Source organism: Arthrobacter sp. NPDC093125 (assembly GCF_044754225.1).
Classification (GTDB): domain Bacteria; phylum Actinomycetota; class Actinomycetes; order Actinomycetales; family Micrococcaceae; genus Arthrobacter.
Genome location: NZ_JBIVOQ010000008.1, coordinates 22,698 through 39,867, shown reverse-complemented (window position 1 = coordinate 39,867; position 17,170 = coordinate 22,698). Strand labels below are relative to the sequence as shown.

The following is a 17,170-nucleotide window of genomic DNA, read 5'->3' as shown; positions in this document are numbered from 1 at the left end:
CGCCATGTCCATTTTCAGATCCGCCGCGTTCAGCAGAACGCGCCCGTCCAGGCAGCAGGTGACGGCCCTGGTGTCCTTCGTGGTCGCGACCGCTGTTGGGTTCGTCCCCGGTCCCCGCCTGGACGACGGAACGCCTCCGGCGCCGGAGTCTTCCATCACCCAGCCTTCCCGGTCAACCTCCCCGGCCCCATCGTCTTCGGCGTCCGCCGTTCCCTCGCCGTCGGCTTCCGCCGCCCCGTCCCCAACCTTGCAGGCGCAGCCGTCCGCCCCGTCGGACCGGAAAACAGCGCTGCTCGGCAACGACGTGTCCTGGCCGCAGTGCAACAAGGCGCTTCCCAAGGACCCCGCATTCGCAATCGTGGGTGTCAACAACGGACTGGCGAACAACACCAACCCCTGCCTCGCCGAACAGCTGGAATGGGCCAACAAGATCAACGACGACGTCACCGGCCAGCCCAGCGTGGCCCTCTACGTGAATACCGCAAACCCGGAAAAGGCCGGATCCTGGTGGCCCACCAGCAACGATTACGGCGGCAAACCGGTAGCGAACCCATACGGCACCTGCAAAGGTGAGCCGGACGCTGCGTGTGCCTACATGTACGGCTGGGCCAAGGCCTTCGACGACGCCTACATGCGCGGCATCAGCGAGCCGGACGACTACCTGTGGTGGCTGGACGTGGAGACGGAAAACAGCTGGAACGGCAGCCATGAGGAAAACAGGGCGGTCCTGGAAGGCATGACGGACTTCTTCCACAGCATTGACTCGGAGGTGGGCATCTATTCCACGGGCCTCCAGTGGTGGCAGATCGTCGGCACCGTCCCGGAAGGCAGCAGCCTCTACCGCCTGCCGAGCTGGCTGGCCGGAGCCAGCACGGCGAAAGGAGCCAAGAGCAACTGCGCCCTGCCTCCGCTGACAGCGGGAGGCAAGGTCACCATGACCCAGTTCGTCTCCAGGGGCTTCGACTACGACTACTCCTGCATCTAGGCCCGCTCCCATCGGGACTCTTTCCGCGGAGTTGGAGCCCGATACCGCACCCCCGCGCTCGTTAGACTCAGCCCATCGATCCCAGGGACGCCGTAAAGCCACTCATCAGGACAGCCGCAGCAGCGGACGCGCCGGTACTGGCCAGGCTGCACCTTCAGTGCTGGCGCGAGACCTACTCCGGTTTGCAGGCCTAGGCCCCTTCCAACCACACCATGTTCCAGGTTCCGGCCCAGACGGCGGCGGCCACGGCGCCGGCCGCGATGGCCGTTCCCCCGAGCAGCACCCAGATGTCTAGCCGGCTGTACGTCGATTCCCGGGCCCAGGTCCTGCCGGTGCCGCCGAAGCCGCGGGCCTCCATGGTGACCGCGAGACGGGTCGCGCGTCTGATGGCCTGGACCAGCAGCCCGAAGCTTTGCCCGAGGGTGGCACGCAGCCGCTGCCACGGGTTCCCGCGGGATCCGACGCCGCGGGCCCGGCGGGCCATGCCGATGGTCTGCCATTCCTCGGCCATCAGACCCACCAGACGCATGGCCGCCAGCGTTCCAAGCACGAAGCGGTGCGGCAGGCGGGCCTTCTGCGCGAGGGCGTCGGCGAGGTCGGTCGGGTCGGTGCAGCTCATCAGCAGCACCGCCGGCAACGCAATCGCCAGGCCCCGGAGCAGGAAACCCAGCCCCAGCTCAAGCGACCCTTCGCTCATGGACCAGATGCCGACGTCGAGAAGAATCCCTCCGCTGTCCGGCGCCAGAATGGAGGTACTCCAGCCGCCCACAGCGGCCGCGAGGATCAGGGGCCAGCCACGCTGCCAGAGCAGAGTCAACGTCAGGCCTGCGAGCGGGAAGAGCAGCAGCTCACAGACCAGCGCCACGGAGGCGGACATCCAGTCGATGGACAGGGCCAGGACCAGCGTGATGAGGAAGACTGCGGCGAGCTTGGCGAGCGGGTTGGCGCGGGTCAGCACCGCCTGGTTGCCGGAAATTGTCAGGGCGGCCCTCATGATGCGGCCGCTTCCGGGGTTCCGACGCCGGGTGCATGGAGGTCCGGGGCGCCGAGTTTGAGCTCGGTGCCGCCAAGCACGTGGGTGAATTCCTGGTCGTGCGTCACCGACACCACGGCGGTGCCGGCGTCGAGCAGTTCGGACAGGAAGGAGGCGAGTTCGGCCCAAGTGTTGGCGTCCTGGCCGAACGTCGGTTCGTCGAGCACCAGGACCTGCGGGTGTGCGGCCAGAACGGTGGCCACGGAGAGCCTGCGCTTCTCTCCGCCGGAGAGTGTGTAGGGGTTGGCATCCACGAGGCCCGTAAGACGGAGCCGCTCCAGCAGCTCGTCCACGCGCTCCTCGCCGTGCCCCAGGTGCCGGGGGCCGAACTGCAGCTCGTCCAATACCCTGCCGGTGACGAACTGGTGCTCGGGTTCCTGGAAGACCGTGCCGATCCTGGCGATCAGCTGCTCGGCCCGCCATTTGTAGGGGTCGATGCCGGCTCCGCGGCTTAGCTCCACAGTGGCGGAAACCTTGCCCTCGACAGGCGGAATCAGCCCGGCAAGCGTCAAGGCGAACGTCGACTTGCCGGCTCCGTTGGGACCGGTGATGGTGAGGGCTTCCCCCGCGCGGACCTGTGCGGTGACGTCGCGTTGCACCGGAACGGGCGGAATGGATTTGAAGCCCCGGCGGCGGGGGCGTTCCCGCGAGACGCCGAGGCGCTCAGCGGCGAGCAGCAACTGGCCCGGCACCAGCCCCCCGTGCGTGCGTCTCCCTTCGGTGCCGGCGCGCCCGGCCAGCGTACGTTGGCGGGTGGGCGGAACGTAACCGGGAACCCAGACGCCGGCGCGGATCAGCATGGTGCGGGCCTGCTCCAGCACCTGCTCCGGGGGGCCGTCGATCAGCACCGCCGGCTGAGTGTCGCTGCCCGGCTGCAGCACTACGATCCGGTCCACGAGGTCTTTCCACACGGCAACCCGGTGCTCGACGACCACCAGCGTCGCGCCGGTCTTGTCGACGCAGCGGGCAACGGCGTCGCGGACCTCAAGGACACCGGCGGGGTCAAGGTTGGCCGTGGGCTCGTCCAGCAGAATGAGACCGGGGCGCATCGCCAGGATGCCGGCCAGCGCAAGGCGCTGTTTCTGCCCGCCGGACAGAGCCGATGTCGGATGGTCCAGCGGAAAGTGCCCTAGTCCGACGTCGTCCAGCGCCTCGTGCACGCGGGACCAGATGTCGTCGCGGGGCACCGAGAGGTTTTCGGCGCCGAAGGCGACGTCATCGCCGAGGCGGGAAAGGACCACCTGCGTCTCCGGGTCCTGCTGCATGAGGCCGGCACGGCCGCGCTGGGCCCGGGGCGGTTCGCCGTCGACCAGGAGGCTGCCGCTTTCGTCCGCGTCGTCGCTCTCCGCCGTGCCGCCGTCGTCCGGTGTGCTGTCGCCAAGCACCCCGGCAAGCGCATGGAGCAGGGTGGATTTGCCGGCCCCGGAGGGTCCCAGCAGCAGCACCCGTTCCCCCGGCCGGATGTCCAGATCGAGGGCATTGACTGCAGGCCTGGTGCGTCCGGCGTGGCGCCAGCCCCAGCCGCGGGCGGTGACCGCGGCCGGGCGGACGCCGGCGTCGTGGTGTGCGGGCATCAGTTGAAGACGGGCTCCGTGGCTGCCTTCCGGGACGCGAAGGAGCTCAGCACGCCGGTCCTGGCCAGGCCGCGGGTGGCGATCCAGGACAGCGCACCGGCGATGATGGCACCGGAAACGGCGGTGAAGATGATGTAGGCCAGCTTGTCCCCGGCGGCGTAGGCGATGTTCCAGCCCCACGGAGCGAACGAGTCGTTCAGGCCGCAGAACAGCCCGGCGCCGGCACCCGCCAGCAGCGAGACGGGCAGGTTGAACTTCTTGTACCGGAACGCGGCGAACACCAACTCCGCACCCAGGCCCTGCAGCAGGCCGGAGATCAGCACCGTGGTGCCGTACTGCGAGCCCATGATCAGCTCGCCCGTGGCTGCCACCGTTTCGCAGAACAGCGCGGCACCGGGCTTGCGGATGATGAGCATGCCCAGCACCGCCGGGATCATCCAGCCGCCGGCGTAGAGGCCGGTCAGCGGCGGGTAGACCGCGTTTAGCGGTGCGGAGATAAGGTTGGCGCCCTGGGACCAGGCCCAAAAGATCACACCTCCGGCGACGGCGATCAGCGCCGCCACCACGATGTCGGCGACGCGCCAGTTGTAGCCGGACTTTTTAACTGTTGCTGTTGTCATGATGGTCCTCCTGAGGATCAGGAGGGGAAAGCGCTCCCCGGCTGCTGGCTTTGGGGTGCCTGCTGCCGGACACTTTGAGAACTCGACTCCCTTGCGCCGGTACTAGCCGGATCAGGTTCGAGGGTCTGCGGTTGTCCGCACTCTCAGCGCCCACCCGCGACGTCCTGGCAATGCCAGTGATGCCCGACGGCGGCGCTCCCCTGTCGTAATGAATATGCCCTTGGTGGGCTGGTCCAGTTTACACCGGCGATCCGCCTTCAGCCCGGCGCCGGAGTCACAATCCGGGAAGTAGGGCGGAGTACATTGGGGCAATGACCCCAGAGGACTCCGGAACCCCAGCCCTTTTTGACCCTGACTCCCCCGCCGAACAGCCGGCGGGAGCACTCGAGTCCCTGATTGCGGACATTGAGTCAGAGATCTCGGAACTCCAATTCCCGCGTTTCAGCAGGGACGACGCCCTCAACCTGGGCCTCCTGCTGGTTGAGCTTGGCAAGGACGGCCGCCTGCCTATCGCCATCGACATCTCCAGGGGCGAGCAGGTGCTCTTTCACGTTGCGCTGGATGGCGCCACCCCGGACAACGGGCACTGGGTCAAGGCCAAGCGGCGTGCCGCAGCCCGCTATGAGGAACCCTCCCTGCTGGTTGGCCTTCGGGGCCGGCTGGGCGGCGGCCGCATTGAGGACAACGCGTGGTTCGACCAGTCCACGTACGCCGCCCATGGCGGCTCGTTCCCTGTCTACGTGCAGGGCGTGGGGGCCGTGGCCACCGTGACGGTCTCGGGGCTGCCGCAGAAAGCGGACCACGACCTGGTGGTGCGGGCCCTGCGGGAAATCCTCGGGTCCATGCGGCTAGGCTAAGGACGAACTAGTAGTCACGTTGCAAGGGGTTTCGGAATGAGTTTTTTCATCAAGCTGCTTGGCACCGGCATTAGCCTGCTCGCCGGGTTCGCCGGCACCAAGGCCGTGGACGCCATCTGGGAAAAAACCACGGGCCGCAAGCCCCCCAAGGGCGACAAGGACGACGTTCCAACGACACTGCGCTCAGCCCTGACCTTCGCCTTGGTTTCAGCCTCGGTAAGCGCCGTCATCCAGGTTCTGACCAACCGCGGGACGCAGCGCGCCATCACCCGCTTCGCCAAGACCCAGGACATCGTCTAGGCACCGTTGTTCCAAGCCCTCTGATCCAGGCAACGCGCGCTAATACACGTTGCCTGGCCAGCAGTCGGTCCAGGCACCGGTGGCCTGCCCACCGTCGCTCGAGCAACCGCCGCTCTAGCCGTTGGTACCGGCCGCCGGAGCCTCCGGAGCAGTCGGCGCGGCTGTAGCTGCCGTGTCCGGTTCCGTTGCGGGCTTCTGCTGCACGTGCCGGGCGGGAACGGAAGTCGGCGCAGCACTGGGCGAAGAGGTCGGTTTGGGTGACGCCGTAGGTGCTGGAGCCGCCGTCTTTGTAGGCGACGGGGCAGGCGCAGCCGTCTTTGCAGGCGAGGGGGCAGGTGACGGCGTGGGACGCGGGGCAGGCGCAGCCGTCTTTGCAGGCGAGGGCACCGGCGTCGGACGCGGGGCCGGCGCGGCAGTCTTCGCAGGTGACGGCACCGGCGTGGGCGTAGGCCGCGGAACCCGCACCGGTGTCTTCACGGGCGAAGCGGGCTTGGCAGGCGCCACAGTCTTTTTTGGCGCCACAGTCGTTTTTGCAGGTGCAGAAGCGGCAGCGGAGACACGGGCTTTGGAACGAGAAGGAGCCTTGGCCGCTTTACGCTGTGGCGACTCGTGCTCATCGTGGTCCACCGCATGGTTGTGGGCCTCGGCGGCCGGGACCGCCCAGGCAGGTGTGTCCTTCGGCGTGCCGGGCTTCCGGTAGTCCGTCATCGTCACGTCAGCAGCTGGTTCCGCCGGATCAAGCGGCACCAGCGTCCACTCCTCAGGATCGGTGTGGCTGCCGTTGAGGACGGTTTCGAAATGAAGGTGGCATCCCGTTGAAGCGCCGGTGGTTCCGACCTCGGCAATGACGTCCCCGGCCTGTACCGACTCGCCCTTCCTGACCGCGATACCCTCAAGGTGGTTGTAGGTGGTGATCAGGCCGTTGCCGTGATCGACTTCAACCCGGTTGCCGCCGCCCCATTGATGCCATCCCACTGCCCGCACCACGCCGGCGTCCACAGCGTAGACGCGGGTCCCGCAGGCAGCTGCAAAGTCGCGGCCCCAGTGAAACTCCCCGGCATCACCCGTGATCGGGCTCTTACGCAGCCCGAAGGCAGAGCTGGGATGCAGGACCTCCAACGGCGACATCAGGGTCCCGGTTGCGGGACGCCGGGACCTGGATGACGAAGCGTCAAGCGTCCGGGTCCCTTCCTTTGCTCCCGTGAAGACCACGGAGCGGCTGTAGGAAAGTGAGGCACCCGCCGGCGCAGAAACAGGCGCAGAAACAGCCGCAGATACGGCGGCGGAGACGGCAGCGGCGCCCGAGGCGGGGACGGCGCCCAGAACGGCATCCCGGGCACCCCCGGCAGCGGCAGCGGAGCCCGCGGCCATCTTGACCGTGACGCTGCCCGGCGTCTGGGCCGACACATGGCTGGCGGAAAGCACTGAGCCGTCGCCGTGCATTCCGGAGGCATACGCCGCAAGCACCGCCGTTCCTGCGCCCATGCTCATTCGGATGGCGCGGCGTCGCTGCTGGGCAGCGCGCCGGGCAGCCCTCGGTGCCAGATGTTTTGCCACGTGGATCCCCCCATGAAGGCCACCCGAGTCCCCCGGGTGGCAGGCGTTTCTACCATGGGACCATGCAGCGTCGGCCGGCTGAAGCGAAAAAGCCTGCTATGTGGATAAGCTCAGAAAATCCTGCCCCGGTCACCGGTGACCTGCGGAAATCTTCACAGGAAGTTGAGCCAATTGCAGCGAATTCCCCCGAGGCGAGAAGACCCGGATACGGCAGTCAGCGGCCGCCGTCGGAATCCCGTGTCCTGGCCGCCTCGGCGGCCTTCAGCACGACGGCCTCCAGTTCGTCGGTGCTGAGCAGTTCCTTGTGGAGGTGCTTGGTGCGGTAGCCCGCGCGGCCCACCATGTGCGCAGACACCGGCACCGTCAGCAGCTGGAAGATCCATGCCACCAGCATCACAGGCCAGACCCACCAGGTTCGCATCTGCAGTCCCAAAGCGGCCAGGAGCAGGAACAGCCCGAGTACCTGCGGCTTGGTGGCGGCGTGCATCCGGCTCATCAAGTCCGGGAACCGCAGCAGGCCAATCGCTGCGGCCAGGGACATCAGGGCCCCCACGATCATGAAGACGGCCGACACTGCATCGATGACGGCATCCACTGCGTTTGTGTCAGGACTCACTGGGCTGCTCCCGCCGGTCGGCCACGAAGCGCGCCACGGTCACCGAGCCGATAAACCCGATGACGGACACGGCCACCAGCAGCATCAGGTTGTTCAGGTGCCTGTTCACGGCCATGTCGATGCACAGCGCCGCACCGAGGATGGCCAGCAGGACATCGGCCGCCAGCACGCGGTCCAGCAGTGACGGGCCGCGGGCGATGCGCACAATCGCACCCGCGCCGGCGAGGGACAGCACCACGGCGGTGACCGTCAGCACGAGTTCCATCATGCGCGTGCCTCCTGGTTCAGTGTGGCAAGTTCTTCTTTCGTTCCCATGACGCGGATCAGCCCGGCCTCCGTGTCCCGCACTTCCTTCCGTAGCTTCAGCACGTCATCGGCGTTCCGCACGTTCAGTCCGTGGATGTAGAGGGTCGAGGTCGACCTGTCCACCTCCACCACGAGCGAGCCCGGGATCAGGGAGATCACGTGCCCTGTCGCGGTCACCATCAGGTCCGAATGGCTCCGGAGCGGGACGGCGACGACGGCATTGGTCACCTTGGGGCCACGCACCACGGCCAGATAGAAGACCTGGAAGCTGGCGAGCACCACTTTGCCAAGGAACTGCAGGGCAAACGGGATGGCCCGCAGGATGCTGAAGCGTCCGCTGAGCTCCACCGGCGGCAGGTAGAACAGGCGGGCCACCACGACAGCGAGCAGCGCGCCGAACAGCAGGTTGCCCGGGCTGAAATCCTGCCAGAGGGCGCCCCAGACGATGACGAGCCATACGAGCAGTGGCAGTTCCTGCCTCAGGGAGATCCGTCGCCGGCTCATTTCCCACCGCCGTTCAGCGTGCCGCCGCCGGCTGCGCCGCCTTCAACTGCGCCGCCGCCGACCATGGACCCGTTCAGGGCAAATTCGGGGACCGTCGCCTGCTGGCCCAGCACGGCGTGGATGTACGCGGACCTGTCCAGCATGGCTTCCGCGGACTGGCCGGCCACCTGGAACAGCGGGCCCGCGAAGACCGTGAGCCCCACGCCCAGCACCACGAGCCCCAGCGTGGAACCCACCATGGTCCGGGGCAGCAGAATCATGCCCCGCTTGCCGGCCCGGAGGCCTGCAGGGGAATCCTTGGCGGCGGCGAGCAGCACGGGTGCGGGATGCTCCGCGTCCTCAGGCTTCCGCCAGAATGCGCGGTTCCAGACGCGGGCCACGGCCAGCAGCGTCAGGAGGCTGGTCAGCACGCCGCCGATCACCAGCGCGTACGCCAAGGGCGTCCCGAGCTGGATGCCGGCCTGCATCAGGCCCAGCTTGCCGAGGAAACCGGAGAACGGCGGAATGCCGGCCAGGTTCATGCCGGGAACGAAGAACAGCAGGGCCAGGATCGGGGAGAGCTTGGCCAGCCCTGCCACCCGGTCCATGGAGGAACTTCCGCCGCGGCGCTCGATCAGACCGGTCACGAGGAAGAGGCTGGTCTGGATGGTGATGTGGTGGGCCACGTAGAACACGGCCGCGGCGAGTCCTGCCACCGAGGACATGGCAAGGCCGAACACCATGTAGCCGATGTGGCTCACGAGCGTGAACGACAGCAGTCGCTTGATGTCGCTCTGGGCCAGGGCGCCGAGGATTCCCACCACCATGGTCAGGAGGGCGGCGATCATCAGCGGAGTGTTCAGCGAATCGCCCGGGAACAACAGCGTTTCGGTGCGCACCATGGCATACACGCCCACCTTGGTCAGCAGGCCGGCGAACACCGCCGTAACGGGGGCCGGTGCGGTGGGATAAGAGTCAGGGAGCCAGAACGACAGCGGAAACACGGCGGCCTTGATGCCGAAGGCCACCAGCAGCATGACGTGCAGCAGCGTCTTCGTGCCCTGGTCCAGCTCGGCCAGCTTGATGGCCAGATCCGCCATGTTGATGGTGCCCGTGGCGCCGTAGATCATCGCGATCGCGATGAGGAACAGCACCGAGGAAACCACCGACACCACCACGTACGTGACGCCTGCGCGGATCCGCGGGCCGGTGCCGCCCAGGGTCATCAGCACATAGCTGGCTGTCAGAAGGATCTCGAAGCCGACGTAGAGGTTGAACAGGTCGCCCGACAGGAAGGCGTTGGACACCCCGGCGACGAGGATCAGGTAGGTGGGGTGGAAGACCGACAGCGGCGCGTCGTGATCGCCGTCGGCCATGCCCTGCCCGGTCGCATAAATGAGCACGGCGAGGCTGACGGCCGAGGAAACCACCAGCATCAGGGAGGAGAACTGGTCCACTACCAGCACGATTCCCCACGGCGGCAGCCAGCCGCCGATGCTGACCGCCTCGGTGCCGCCGCCCCACACGGAGGCGAGCAGCAGGCACTCGAGCACCAGGGTCAGGGACAAGAGGGCGATGCTCACCGCGCGCTGCGCCCGGGAATGCCGGATCAGCACGAAGGTCAGGGCGGCGCCGAGGATGGGAAGAACGACGGCGAGAGGGGCCAGGGCAGCCAGGCTCACTTTCCGCCTCCTTCCGGGTTCATGTCGATGTTTGCCGAGCCGGGTTTCTCTTCATGCACCGCGGTCTCGCCAGGAATGGTGCGGCCGCCCGCCGGGACGGTGGCGGGCAGTCCTGACGAGGAGCTGCCCCGGGCGGAAGTATCCGGCAGCGGTTGATCGGGCGCCGGGGAATCCGACACTCCGCCACCGTCCGTGCCGAGCATGGTCAGCGGGAACTCGGAGGTTTCAGCGGGAATCACGGCGTCGTCCTCGGCGTCGAAGCTCGGAGTGGCCGCCACGCGGCGGTCCTCGAGGTCGTCCTGGATCTCGTCCTGGCGGGCCAGCACCCAGGTCCGGTAGATGATGCCGAGCATGAACGCAGTGACGGCGAAGGAGATCACGATCGAAGTCAGGATCAGCGCCTGCGGCAGCGGATCGTTGTAGGCTCCCGGGTCCGTTTCGTTGCTGAAGAGCGGGGCCAGCCCGGCGTAGCCGCCGGTGGCCAGAATCAGGAGGTTGGTGGCATTGGCCAGCAGCATCAGCCCGAGCAGCACGCGCGTAAGGCTGCGTTCGAGGATCAGGTAGATGCCGCATGCATACAGGGCGCCCATCACGGTCAGAAGGGTGAGGTTAACGCTCATGCCTGGCCCCTTCCGGTGGTTTCAGCGGGGATACCGGCAGCCTCCCAGTCCGGGGCCCTACGGGCCTCTTCGGACGGTCCTGCCTGGGCCTGCTCAGCGTTGGACAATTCACTGTCGGACAACTCCGCGTCGGACAGCTCAGCATCGGACGGCTGGCTGCCTGCCGGCGTCCGAGGCTGTTCTTCGAAGTGCTCGTCAATCTCGGCCCCGAGGGTGCGCAGCACGTCAAGCACCAGCCCCACCACCACGATGTACACGCCGATATCGAAGATCGTGGACGTGACGAACTTGATGTCACCGAAGACCGGCAGCCAAAACTCTACGATCGCGCTCTGGAACACTGTGCCGCCGAACAGCAGTGGTGCCACGCCGGTGGCAGCCGCCGTTGCCAGACCGATGCCCAGCAGGGTCCCGGCGCTGATGGGGGTGGCCTCGCGGAGTTCGTACCGGCCGCCGGCAAGATACCGGACGGTAAGAGCCAGCCCTGCCAGGAGTCCGCCGGCGAACCCTCCACCGGGAAAGTTGTGCCCGGCCAGCAGCAGGTACAGCGAGAAGATGATCATCGAGTGGAAGATCAGCCGCGTAATAACTTCGAAGATGATGGAGCGCCGCTCGGGCGCCAGTGTCCGGCCCGCCACCAGCCAGGCGTCGCGGTTGGCGGTGGCGAACTTGCGGGCCAGCGCGAGGGCGGCACCGTCGCGTGAGGATTTGTCCACGCCCCTGCGCCGGCCGACGGTCCCTTCGGCGATGGTGGACGATGCGCGGATGCCGTCGCCGCGGCCCCGGATGAAGATCAGGCTGGCCACGCCGGTGGCGGCCAGAGCAAGCACGGAGATTTCACCGAACGTGTCCCAGGCGCGGATGTCCACGAGCGTCACGTTGACGATGTTCAGCCCGCCGCCGCCCTCGTAGGCCAGCTTCGGGAACTCCAGGGACACCGGAGTGGCAATGCGCGCACCCATCGCGTGGATCGCGGCAAAAACCATCGTGGTCCCGAACGCGAGCCCGATGATGACGCGCACCACGCGGTACTTACCGCCGGTTCTGTCCCTGAGTTCGGCAGGAAGACTGCGCATGGCCAGCACAAACGCCACAAGGATAATGGTTTCGACCAGCATCTGGGTCAGCGCGAGGTCGGGGGCGCCCTGCAGGGCGAACATCAGGGCGATGCCGTAACCGGTCACGGACACCATGAGCACGGCCAGGAACCGCTTGTTGGCGCGGACGGCGGCCAGCGCTCCGATCACGATGCCTGCGCCCGCCACAGCCTGCAGCGGCGAATACGGGTCAATGAAGTACAGCCCTTCGGGCAGCGGCTTCCCTGCGGAGACCAGGGCGGCCAGGGGTAGCACGAAGGCGACGGTCAGGATGACGGCCAGGTAGAAGTACAGCGAACCGCGCTGGGTGCGGCCCGTCAGCCAGACGGCGACGTCGTCCAGGGCGCCGATGGTCAGCCGGTAGCCACGGTCTGCGTCGATCCAGTCCGGGACGAGGCTCTGGGCGCGTCCCACTGCGTCGCGGGCGAAGAACATGGCCAGCCCGAGGGCGAAAGTGACGGCGGTCAGGCCGAGGGCGGGGGTGAATCCGTGCCACAGCGCCAGGTGCCCGGCGGCACCCGCGCCGGTGCCGCCGTCGGACGCGGTGAAGAGGGCGGCGTACGGCTGGATCCAGTCATCCACGGGCGCTGGCCACAGGCCGTACACGATGGTGAGGAAACTCAGGACTGCGGGGGCCGCCAGGAACGACGGTCTGATGGCTTTGAACGGCGTGTGGTCGACGCCCGGCTTCACGGCGAAGGCACCCCACAGGAACCTGGCACTGTAGGCGAAGGTGAGCACGGATCCGAGCACCACGCCGGCGAGGATCACGATTCCCCACGGCCCGTAGCCCGGCTCCCCCGCGAAGTGGACGAAAGCCTCCAGCACCGACTCCTTCGCGACGAAGCCGCCGAGCAGCGGGACGCCCGCCATCGACGCGGCACCGATGCCGGCCACGATGCCGAGGGCGCGGGAGGACTGGAAGACGCCGGAGAGTTCGCGGATGTCGCGGGTGCCGGACTGGTGGTCGATGATCCCCACCACGAGGAAGAGCGTTGCCTTGAACAGGCCGTGGGCCAGCAGCATGGCAAGGCCCGCGAGCGCCGCGTCCGGCTTGCCGAGGCCCACCACCATGGTGAGGAACCCGAGCTGGCTGACGGTGCCGTATGCGAGGATGAGCTTGATGTCGGTCTGCCGGAGGGCCCGGTAGCCGCCGACGAGCATGGTGGCCAGGCCCAGACCGAGGACCAACGGCAGCCAGTAGGCCGTTTCCGTGAAGCCGGGTGCCAGGCGCGCCACGATGTAGACGCCGGCCTTCACCATCGCAGCGGCGTGGAGGTAGGCGCTCACCGGAGTGGGAGCGGCCATGGCCCCGGGCAGCCAGAAGTGGAACGGGACCAGCGCTGATTTGGTCACCGCCCCGATGAGGATCAGCACGACGGCGGCGCTCACCGCGCCGGAGGCCGGGCCGGCGTTCAGTTGGGGTGCCTGTTCGAGGATGGCCGAGATCCGGTAGGTGCCGGCAGCGGAGCCGAGCATGATCAGGCCGACGAGCATCGCCAGTCCGCCGGCGGTGGTGACCATGAGGGCCTGCAGGGCCGAGCGTCGCGCGGCAAGACGGGTCCTGGCGTAGCCGATCAACAGATAGGACAGGACCGTGGTGAGTTCCCAGAAGATGAACAGCAGAAGCAGGTCGTCCGCCGTGACCAGGCCGAACATCGCGCCGGCGAACGCGAGAAGCTGGGCGCCGAAGCCGCCCAGATAGTCGTCCTTGTCCTTGAAATAGCGGGCGCAGTACACCAGGACAAGGGCACCCACGCCCAGCACCAGCAGGGACATGACCCATGCCAATGCGTCGAGGCGGAAGGCGAACTCAATGCCGAGGTCAGGGATCCAGGGAGTGACTTCGCTTGCCTGGCCGCCACCTTCGCCGCCGGGCGGCCCAGCTGCCGGATAGACCGCGCCGTGCTGGAGCAGCAGCCAAATGAAGGACCCGGCAGGCACTGCAGCAAGCGCGTAGAACGAGCTCCGTCCGAATTTCCGGAAGATGAACGGCGCCACAGCAGCAACCGCAAAGTGCACGGCAAGGACTGTGATCACTGTATTCTCCGCAAATTCTGGAATTCGATTATCAAAAGTTGGAGCAGGCGGCTAAATCGTTTGGGTTCGGTCCGGACAGTTTATCAAGAGGGCACTGACACTTTTCCCTCCGGGCCGGTGGCTGGAGTAGGATTCCCCGAAACTCCGCGGGACTTTTCGCTCCCTGTTCGCCGCGGGCGGATAGCATCAGCGTTATGAACTCAGCCACCGCGCCCGAGGCCATGCAGCCGTCGTCGGAACTCGAGGCCGGAAAAGCGGCCGCGAATAAAGGGCGCATTCTGGCGTGGGCTGCCTGGGATTGGGGGTCTGCGGCCTTCAACGCCGTGATGACCACTTTCGTTTTCACCGTCTACCTGACCTCCAACGCGTTCGGCGGTGAAGACCACGCCTCGGCTGTGCTCGGCGGGGCGCTGGCCATCGCCGGCGCCGCCATCGCGCTGCTGGCACCGGTCACGGGGCAACGGTCGGATACGGGCGGCAGGCGGAAGCTGTGGCTGGGAGTGAACAGCGCCGTCGTCGCGATTCTGACAGCGCTGTGCTTTTTCGTGTTTCCCCGTCCCGAGTTCTTGCTGGTGGGGGTTTCGCTGATTGCCCTGGCCAACATCTTTTTCGAGTTCGCAGGCGTGAACTACAACGCCATGCTGGCGCAGATCTCCACCCCGCGGAACATCGGAAAGGTCAGCGGCTTCGGCTGGGGCATGGGATACCTTGGCGGAATCGTGGCCCTGCTGATCGTGCTCCAGCTCTTCATCCAGCCCCGCTTCGAGTGGTTCGGCGCCTCGACCGAGGACGGCCTGAACATCCGCCTCGTGGCAGTGTTTTCCGCCTTGTGGTTCTTCATCTTCGCGCTGCCGGTGATGTTCGCGGTGCCCGAACTGGCCCGGCCGCAGCGGGCCGTGAAGGTGGGCATCATCGCGTCCTACCGGCTGCTGGTCCGCCGCATCAAGGCGATCTACCGGACCAGCCCGCACACCATCTATTTCCTGCTGGCGAGCGCCATCTTCCGTGACGGGCTCGCCGCCGTATTCACCTTCGGCGGCATTATCGCCGCCGGCACGTTCGGCTTTGAGCTCCCGCAGGTCATTTTCTTCGCTATCTTCGGCAACATTGTGGCTGCGGTGGGTGCCATCATCGGCGGGTTCCTCGACGACAGGATCGGCCCCAAGGCGGTGATCATCGGGTCCCTCGTCGGCCTGCTGGTCGCGGGGACCATAATCCTGGTGCTCGGCAACGGCGACTATGTCTTCTTCGGCACGGCCTGGGCAGGCAGCACCACCTTCTGGGTGTTCGGACTGTTCCTCTGCCTGTTCGTTGGTCCGGCCCAGTCATCCTCCCGGGCTTATCTGGCCCGGCTGGCTCCGCAGGGTGAATCCGGTGAGCTCTTCGGCCTGTACGCAACCACCGGACGGGCCGTGAGCTTCCTGGCGCCGGCGCTCTTCACCCTGTGCATCGCTGTGGCCACCCCGCTTGTGGCTGCAGGGGAAGCGCAGCGCTGGGGCATCCTCGGGATCATGGTGGTGCTCCTGGCCGGGCTGCTGGTCCTGCTCCCCGTCAAGGCGCCCGGCGAAGCCCGGATCGCCGTCATCCCCGCCTCCTAGCGCGAACGGACACTTGAGGCCCCTCCACCCGCCGCCCCTTGGCGCGAACGGACAGTTAAGGCCCCGTTTCGGAGCGCAAACAGGGCCTCAACTGCCCGTTCGCGGACTAGTCTGATCTTATGAACGTGGAAGAGACGGACCTCCCCGGCCTCGGCAGGCGCAAGGACTTCATGACAGCTTCCGGCCGGAGGATCGGCGTGGTGGAACTGCGCGAAGGCCAGACGGAACTGTTCGTTTCCACCTGGGACGATCCGGACACCTGCCAGGCATCAATCCCTCTGACCGGCGACGAAGCGGCCACGCTGGGAAACCTGCTGGGCGGGCAGCACCTGGCGATGAAGCTGACCGAGGCCCATAAAGAGGTCCCCGGGATCGTCACGCGGCAGTTCTCGATCACCGCGGACTCGCCGTTCCAGAACCAGCCCATGGGCAAGGCGTGCATCCGCACCCGGTGCGGCGTTTCGATTGTGGCGATCATGCGTGAAGGTGAGGTCGTCCCCTCGCCGGGACCCGACGTCGTTCTTCACACAGGCGACCTGCTTGTCGCCGTCGGAACACAAGAAGGGCTCGACGCGGCGGCCGATATTCTCCGCAACGGCTGACCGCAATGGATGAGCTGGCACTGACCCTCATTGAACTGGGGGCCGTCGTGTTCTGCCTCGGCCTGCTCGCGCGGGCCGCCGGGCGGATCGGCATGTCACCCATCCCCCTGTACCTGGTTGGAGGCCTGTTCTTCGGCGCCGGCGGCCTGATGAAGCTTGAGGGCATCCAGAGCTTTGCCCATCTGTCCGGCGAGATCGGTGTGATCCTGCTGCTGTTGATGCTCGGGTTGGAATATTCGGCGCCCGAGCTGGTCACAGGCATGCGGCGTTCCTGGCAGGGCGGTGTGTTGGACCTTGTCCTCAACTTTCTTCCCGGGGCCGGTATCGCCGTCCTGCTGGGATGGGGCCCGGTAGGCGCCATGGTGATGGGGGGAATCACCTATATTTCTTCGTCCGGCATTGCGGCCAAGGTCATCACTGACCTTGGCCGCATCGGCAACAGGGAAACACCCGTGGTTCTCTCGATCCTTGTGTTCGAGGATCTCACCATGGCCCTGTACCTGCCGATTCTCACGGCGACACTCGCCGGGATCAGCTTCCTTGAAGGCCTGCTGACCGTCGGCGTTTCTCTTGCCGTGGTGACGGTGGTGCTGGCGGTGGCGCTCCGGCACGGCCATCAGGTTTCCAAGGCCGTGCACAGCGAAAATTCCGAAGTCTTCCTCCTCAACCTGCTGGGTGCCGCGCTTCTGGTTTCCGGGCTGGCGCAGGCGCTGCAGGTATCGGCCGCTGTGGGTGCGTTCATGCTCGGCATTGCGATTTCCGGAGCCACAGCCCACAGCGCCACGCGGATCCTCGAACCGCTGCGTGACCTGTTTGCCGCCATCTTTTTTGTGGCATTCGGGCTCAACACGGACCCTGCCTCCATCCCGCCCGTGCTGGGCTGGGCGCTTGTCCTGGCCGTGGTCACCACCGCAACGAAGATGATCACCGGAGTATGGGCGGCCAAACGGGCGGGCATCGCGCGGCGCGGCCGCTTCCGCGCCGGAGCAGCCCTCGTTGCCCGCGGCGAATTCTCAATCGTCATCGCCGGGCTGGCTGTCGCATCGGGCGCGGCCTCCGCGGAACTGGCCGCGCTCGCCACGGCATACGTCCTGCTGATGGCAATCACGGGACCGCTCGCAGCCCGTTATGTCGAGCCGGTGCTCGCACGGTTCACCCGCCCCGCAGCTCCGGAACCCGTGCGGGCCTGACTCCGGGCCT

At 66.9% G+C, this 17,170-nt stretch carries 16 protein-coding genes and 1 riboswitch; of the genes, 6 read left to right on the top strand and 10 right to left on the bottom strand.

The window, feature by feature from the left end; all coding sequences use genetic code 11:
• Positions 1–4: 4 nt before the first annotated feature.
• Positions 5–985 carry a hypothetical protein gene (locus ACIP9X_RS15135; RefSeq protein ID WP_400480568.1) on the top strand — a complete coding sequence of 327 codons (981 nt, stop codon included), beginning with the start codon at positions 5–7 and terminating at the stop codon, positions 983–985.
• 190 nt (positions 986–1,175) lie between these two features.
• Here the strand turns inward: ACIP9X_RS15135 and ACIP9X_RS15130 are convergent, their stop codons facing one another.
• From ACIP9X_RS15130 to ACIP9X_RS15120, 3 genes are read right to left on the bottom strand one after another with little or no spacing between them, the layout of a single operon-like run.
• Complete coding sequence (locus tag ACIP9X_RS15130; RefSeq protein ID WP_400480567.1) at positions 1,176–1,979, bottom strand: energy-coupling factor transporter transmembrane component T family protein; 804 nt, start codon at positions 1,977–1,979, stop codon at positions 1,176–1,178.
• Positions 1,976–3,592: an ABC transporter ATP-binding protein gene (locus tag ACIP9X_RS15125; RefSeq protein WP_400480566.1), complete on the bottom strand. Its 1,617-nt coding sequence runs from the start codon at positions 3,590–3,592 to the stop codon at positions 1,976–1,978. Before ACIP9X_RS15125 ends, ACIP9X_RS15130 begins: the two co-directional genes overlap by 4 nt.
• Positions 3,592–4,212 carry an ECF transporter S component gene (locus ACIP9X_RS15120; RefSeq protein ID WP_400480565.1) on the bottom strand — a complete coding sequence of 207 codons (621 nt, stop codon included), beginning with the start codon at positions 4,210–4,212 and terminating at the stop codon, positions 3,592–3,594. Before ACIP9X_RS15120 ends, ACIP9X_RS15125 begins: the two co-directional genes overlap by 1 nt.
• Positions 4,213–4,282: 70 nt before the next feature.
• Positions 4,283–4,424: riboswitch (TPP riboswitch) on the bottom strand.
• Between the two features lie 99 nt (positions 4,425–4,523).
• Between ACIP9X_RS15120 and ACIP9X_RS15115 the strand changes: the two genes are divergently transcribed.
• Complete coding sequence (locus ACIP9X_RS15115; RefSeq protein WP_400480564.1) at positions 4,524–5,069, top strand: heme-degrading domain-containing protein; 546 nt, start codon at positions 4,524–4,526, stop codon at positions 5,067–5,069.
• Positions 5,070–5,105: 36 nt separating this feature from the next.
• Positions 5,106–5,369: a DUF4235 domain-containing protein gene (locus ACIP9X_RS15110; protein ID WP_400480563.1), complete on the top strand. Its 264-nt coding sequence runs from the start codon at positions 5,106–5,108 to the stop codon at positions 5,367–5,369.
• Between the two features lie 114 nt (positions 5,370–5,483).
• Here ACIP9X_RS15110 and ACIP9X_RS15105 read toward each other — a convergent pair whose 3' ends face one another.
• From ACIP9X_RS15105 to ACIP9X_RS15075, 7 genes are all read right to left on the bottom strand, one after another.
• Entirely contained in the window at positions 5,484–6,926 is a 1,443-nt protein-coding gene (locus ACIP9X_RS15105) for a peptidoglycan DD-metalloendopeptidase family protein (protein ID WP_400480562.1), read from the bottom strand.
• A gap of 214 nt (positions 6,927–7,140) precedes the next feature.
• Positions 7,141–7,542 carry a monovalent cation/H(+) antiporter subunit G gene (gene mnhG, locus ACIP9X_RS15100; RefSeq protein ID WP_400480561.1) on the bottom strand — a complete coding sequence of 134 codons (402 nt, stop codon included), beginning with the start codon at positions 7,540–7,542 and terminating at the stop codon, positions 7,141–7,143.
• Positions 7,532–7,810 (bottom strand): monovalent cation/H+ antiporter complex subunit F, encoded by a 279-nt coding sequence (locus ACIP9X_RS15095; RefSeq protein WP_400480560.1) that lies wholly within the window; start codon positions 7,808–7,810, stop codon positions 7,532–7,534. Before ACIP9X_RS15095 ends, mnhG begins: the two co-directional genes overlap by 11 nt.
• The gene (locus tag ACIP9X_RS15090) at positions 7,807–8,352 is read right to left on the bottom strand and encodes a Na+/H+ antiporter subunit E (RefSeq protein ID WP_400480559.1); all 546 of its coding nucleotides are present in this window, start codon (positions 8,350–8,352) and stop codon (positions 7,807–7,809) included. Before ACIP9X_RS15090 ends, ACIP9X_RS15095 begins: the two co-directional genes overlap by 4 nt.
• On the bottom strand, positions 8,349–10,013 hold the full coding sequence (locus ACIP9X_RS15085; RefSeq protein WP_400480558.1) for a Na+/H+ antiporter subunit D: 1,665 nt from the start codon (positions 10,011–10,013) through the stop codon (positions 8,349–8,351). Before ACIP9X_RS15085 ends, ACIP9X_RS15090 begins: the two co-directional genes overlap by 4 nt.
• Positions 10,010–10,633, bottom strand: coding sequence for a Na(+)/H(+) antiporter subunit C (locus ACIP9X_RS15080; protein ID WP_400480557.1), 624 nt, complete (start codon positions 10,631–10,633; stop codon positions 10,010–10,012). The genes ACIP9X_RS15085 and ACIP9X_RS15080 overlap by 4 nt, the downstream gene beginning before the upstream one ends.
• Complete coding sequence (locus ACIP9X_RS15075; RefSeq protein ID WP_400480556.1) at positions 10,630–13,770, bottom strand: Na+/H+ antiporter subunit A; 3,141 nt, start codon at positions 13,768–13,770, stop codon at positions 10,630–10,632. Before ACIP9X_RS15075 ends, ACIP9X_RS15080 begins: the two co-directional genes overlap by 4 nt.
• A 194-nt stretch (positions 13,771–13,964) precedes the next feature.
• Between ACIP9X_RS15075 and ACIP9X_RS15070 the strand changes: the two genes are divergently transcribed.
• From ACIP9X_RS15070 to ACIP9X_RS15060, 3 genes are all read left to right on the top strand, one after another.
• Complete coding sequence (locus ACIP9X_RS15070) at positions 13,965–15,368, top strand: MFS transporter (protein ID WP_400480555.1); 1,404 nt, start codon at positions 13,965–13,967, stop codon at positions 15,366–15,368.
• 119 nt (positions 15,369–15,487) lie between these two features.
• Entirely contained in the window at positions 15,488–15,970 is a 483-nt protein-coding gene (locus tag ACIP9X_RS15065; RefSeq protein ID WP_400480554.1) for a cation:proton antiporter regulatory subunit, read from the top strand.
• Positions 15,971–15,975: 5 nt separating this feature from the next.
• Complete coding sequence (locus ACIP9X_RS15060; RefSeq protein ID WP_400480553.1) at positions 15,976–17,160, top strand: cation:proton antiporter; 1,185 nt, start codon at positions 15,976–15,978, stop codon at positions 17,158–17,160.
• Positions 17,161–17,170: the final 10 nt, after the last annotated feature.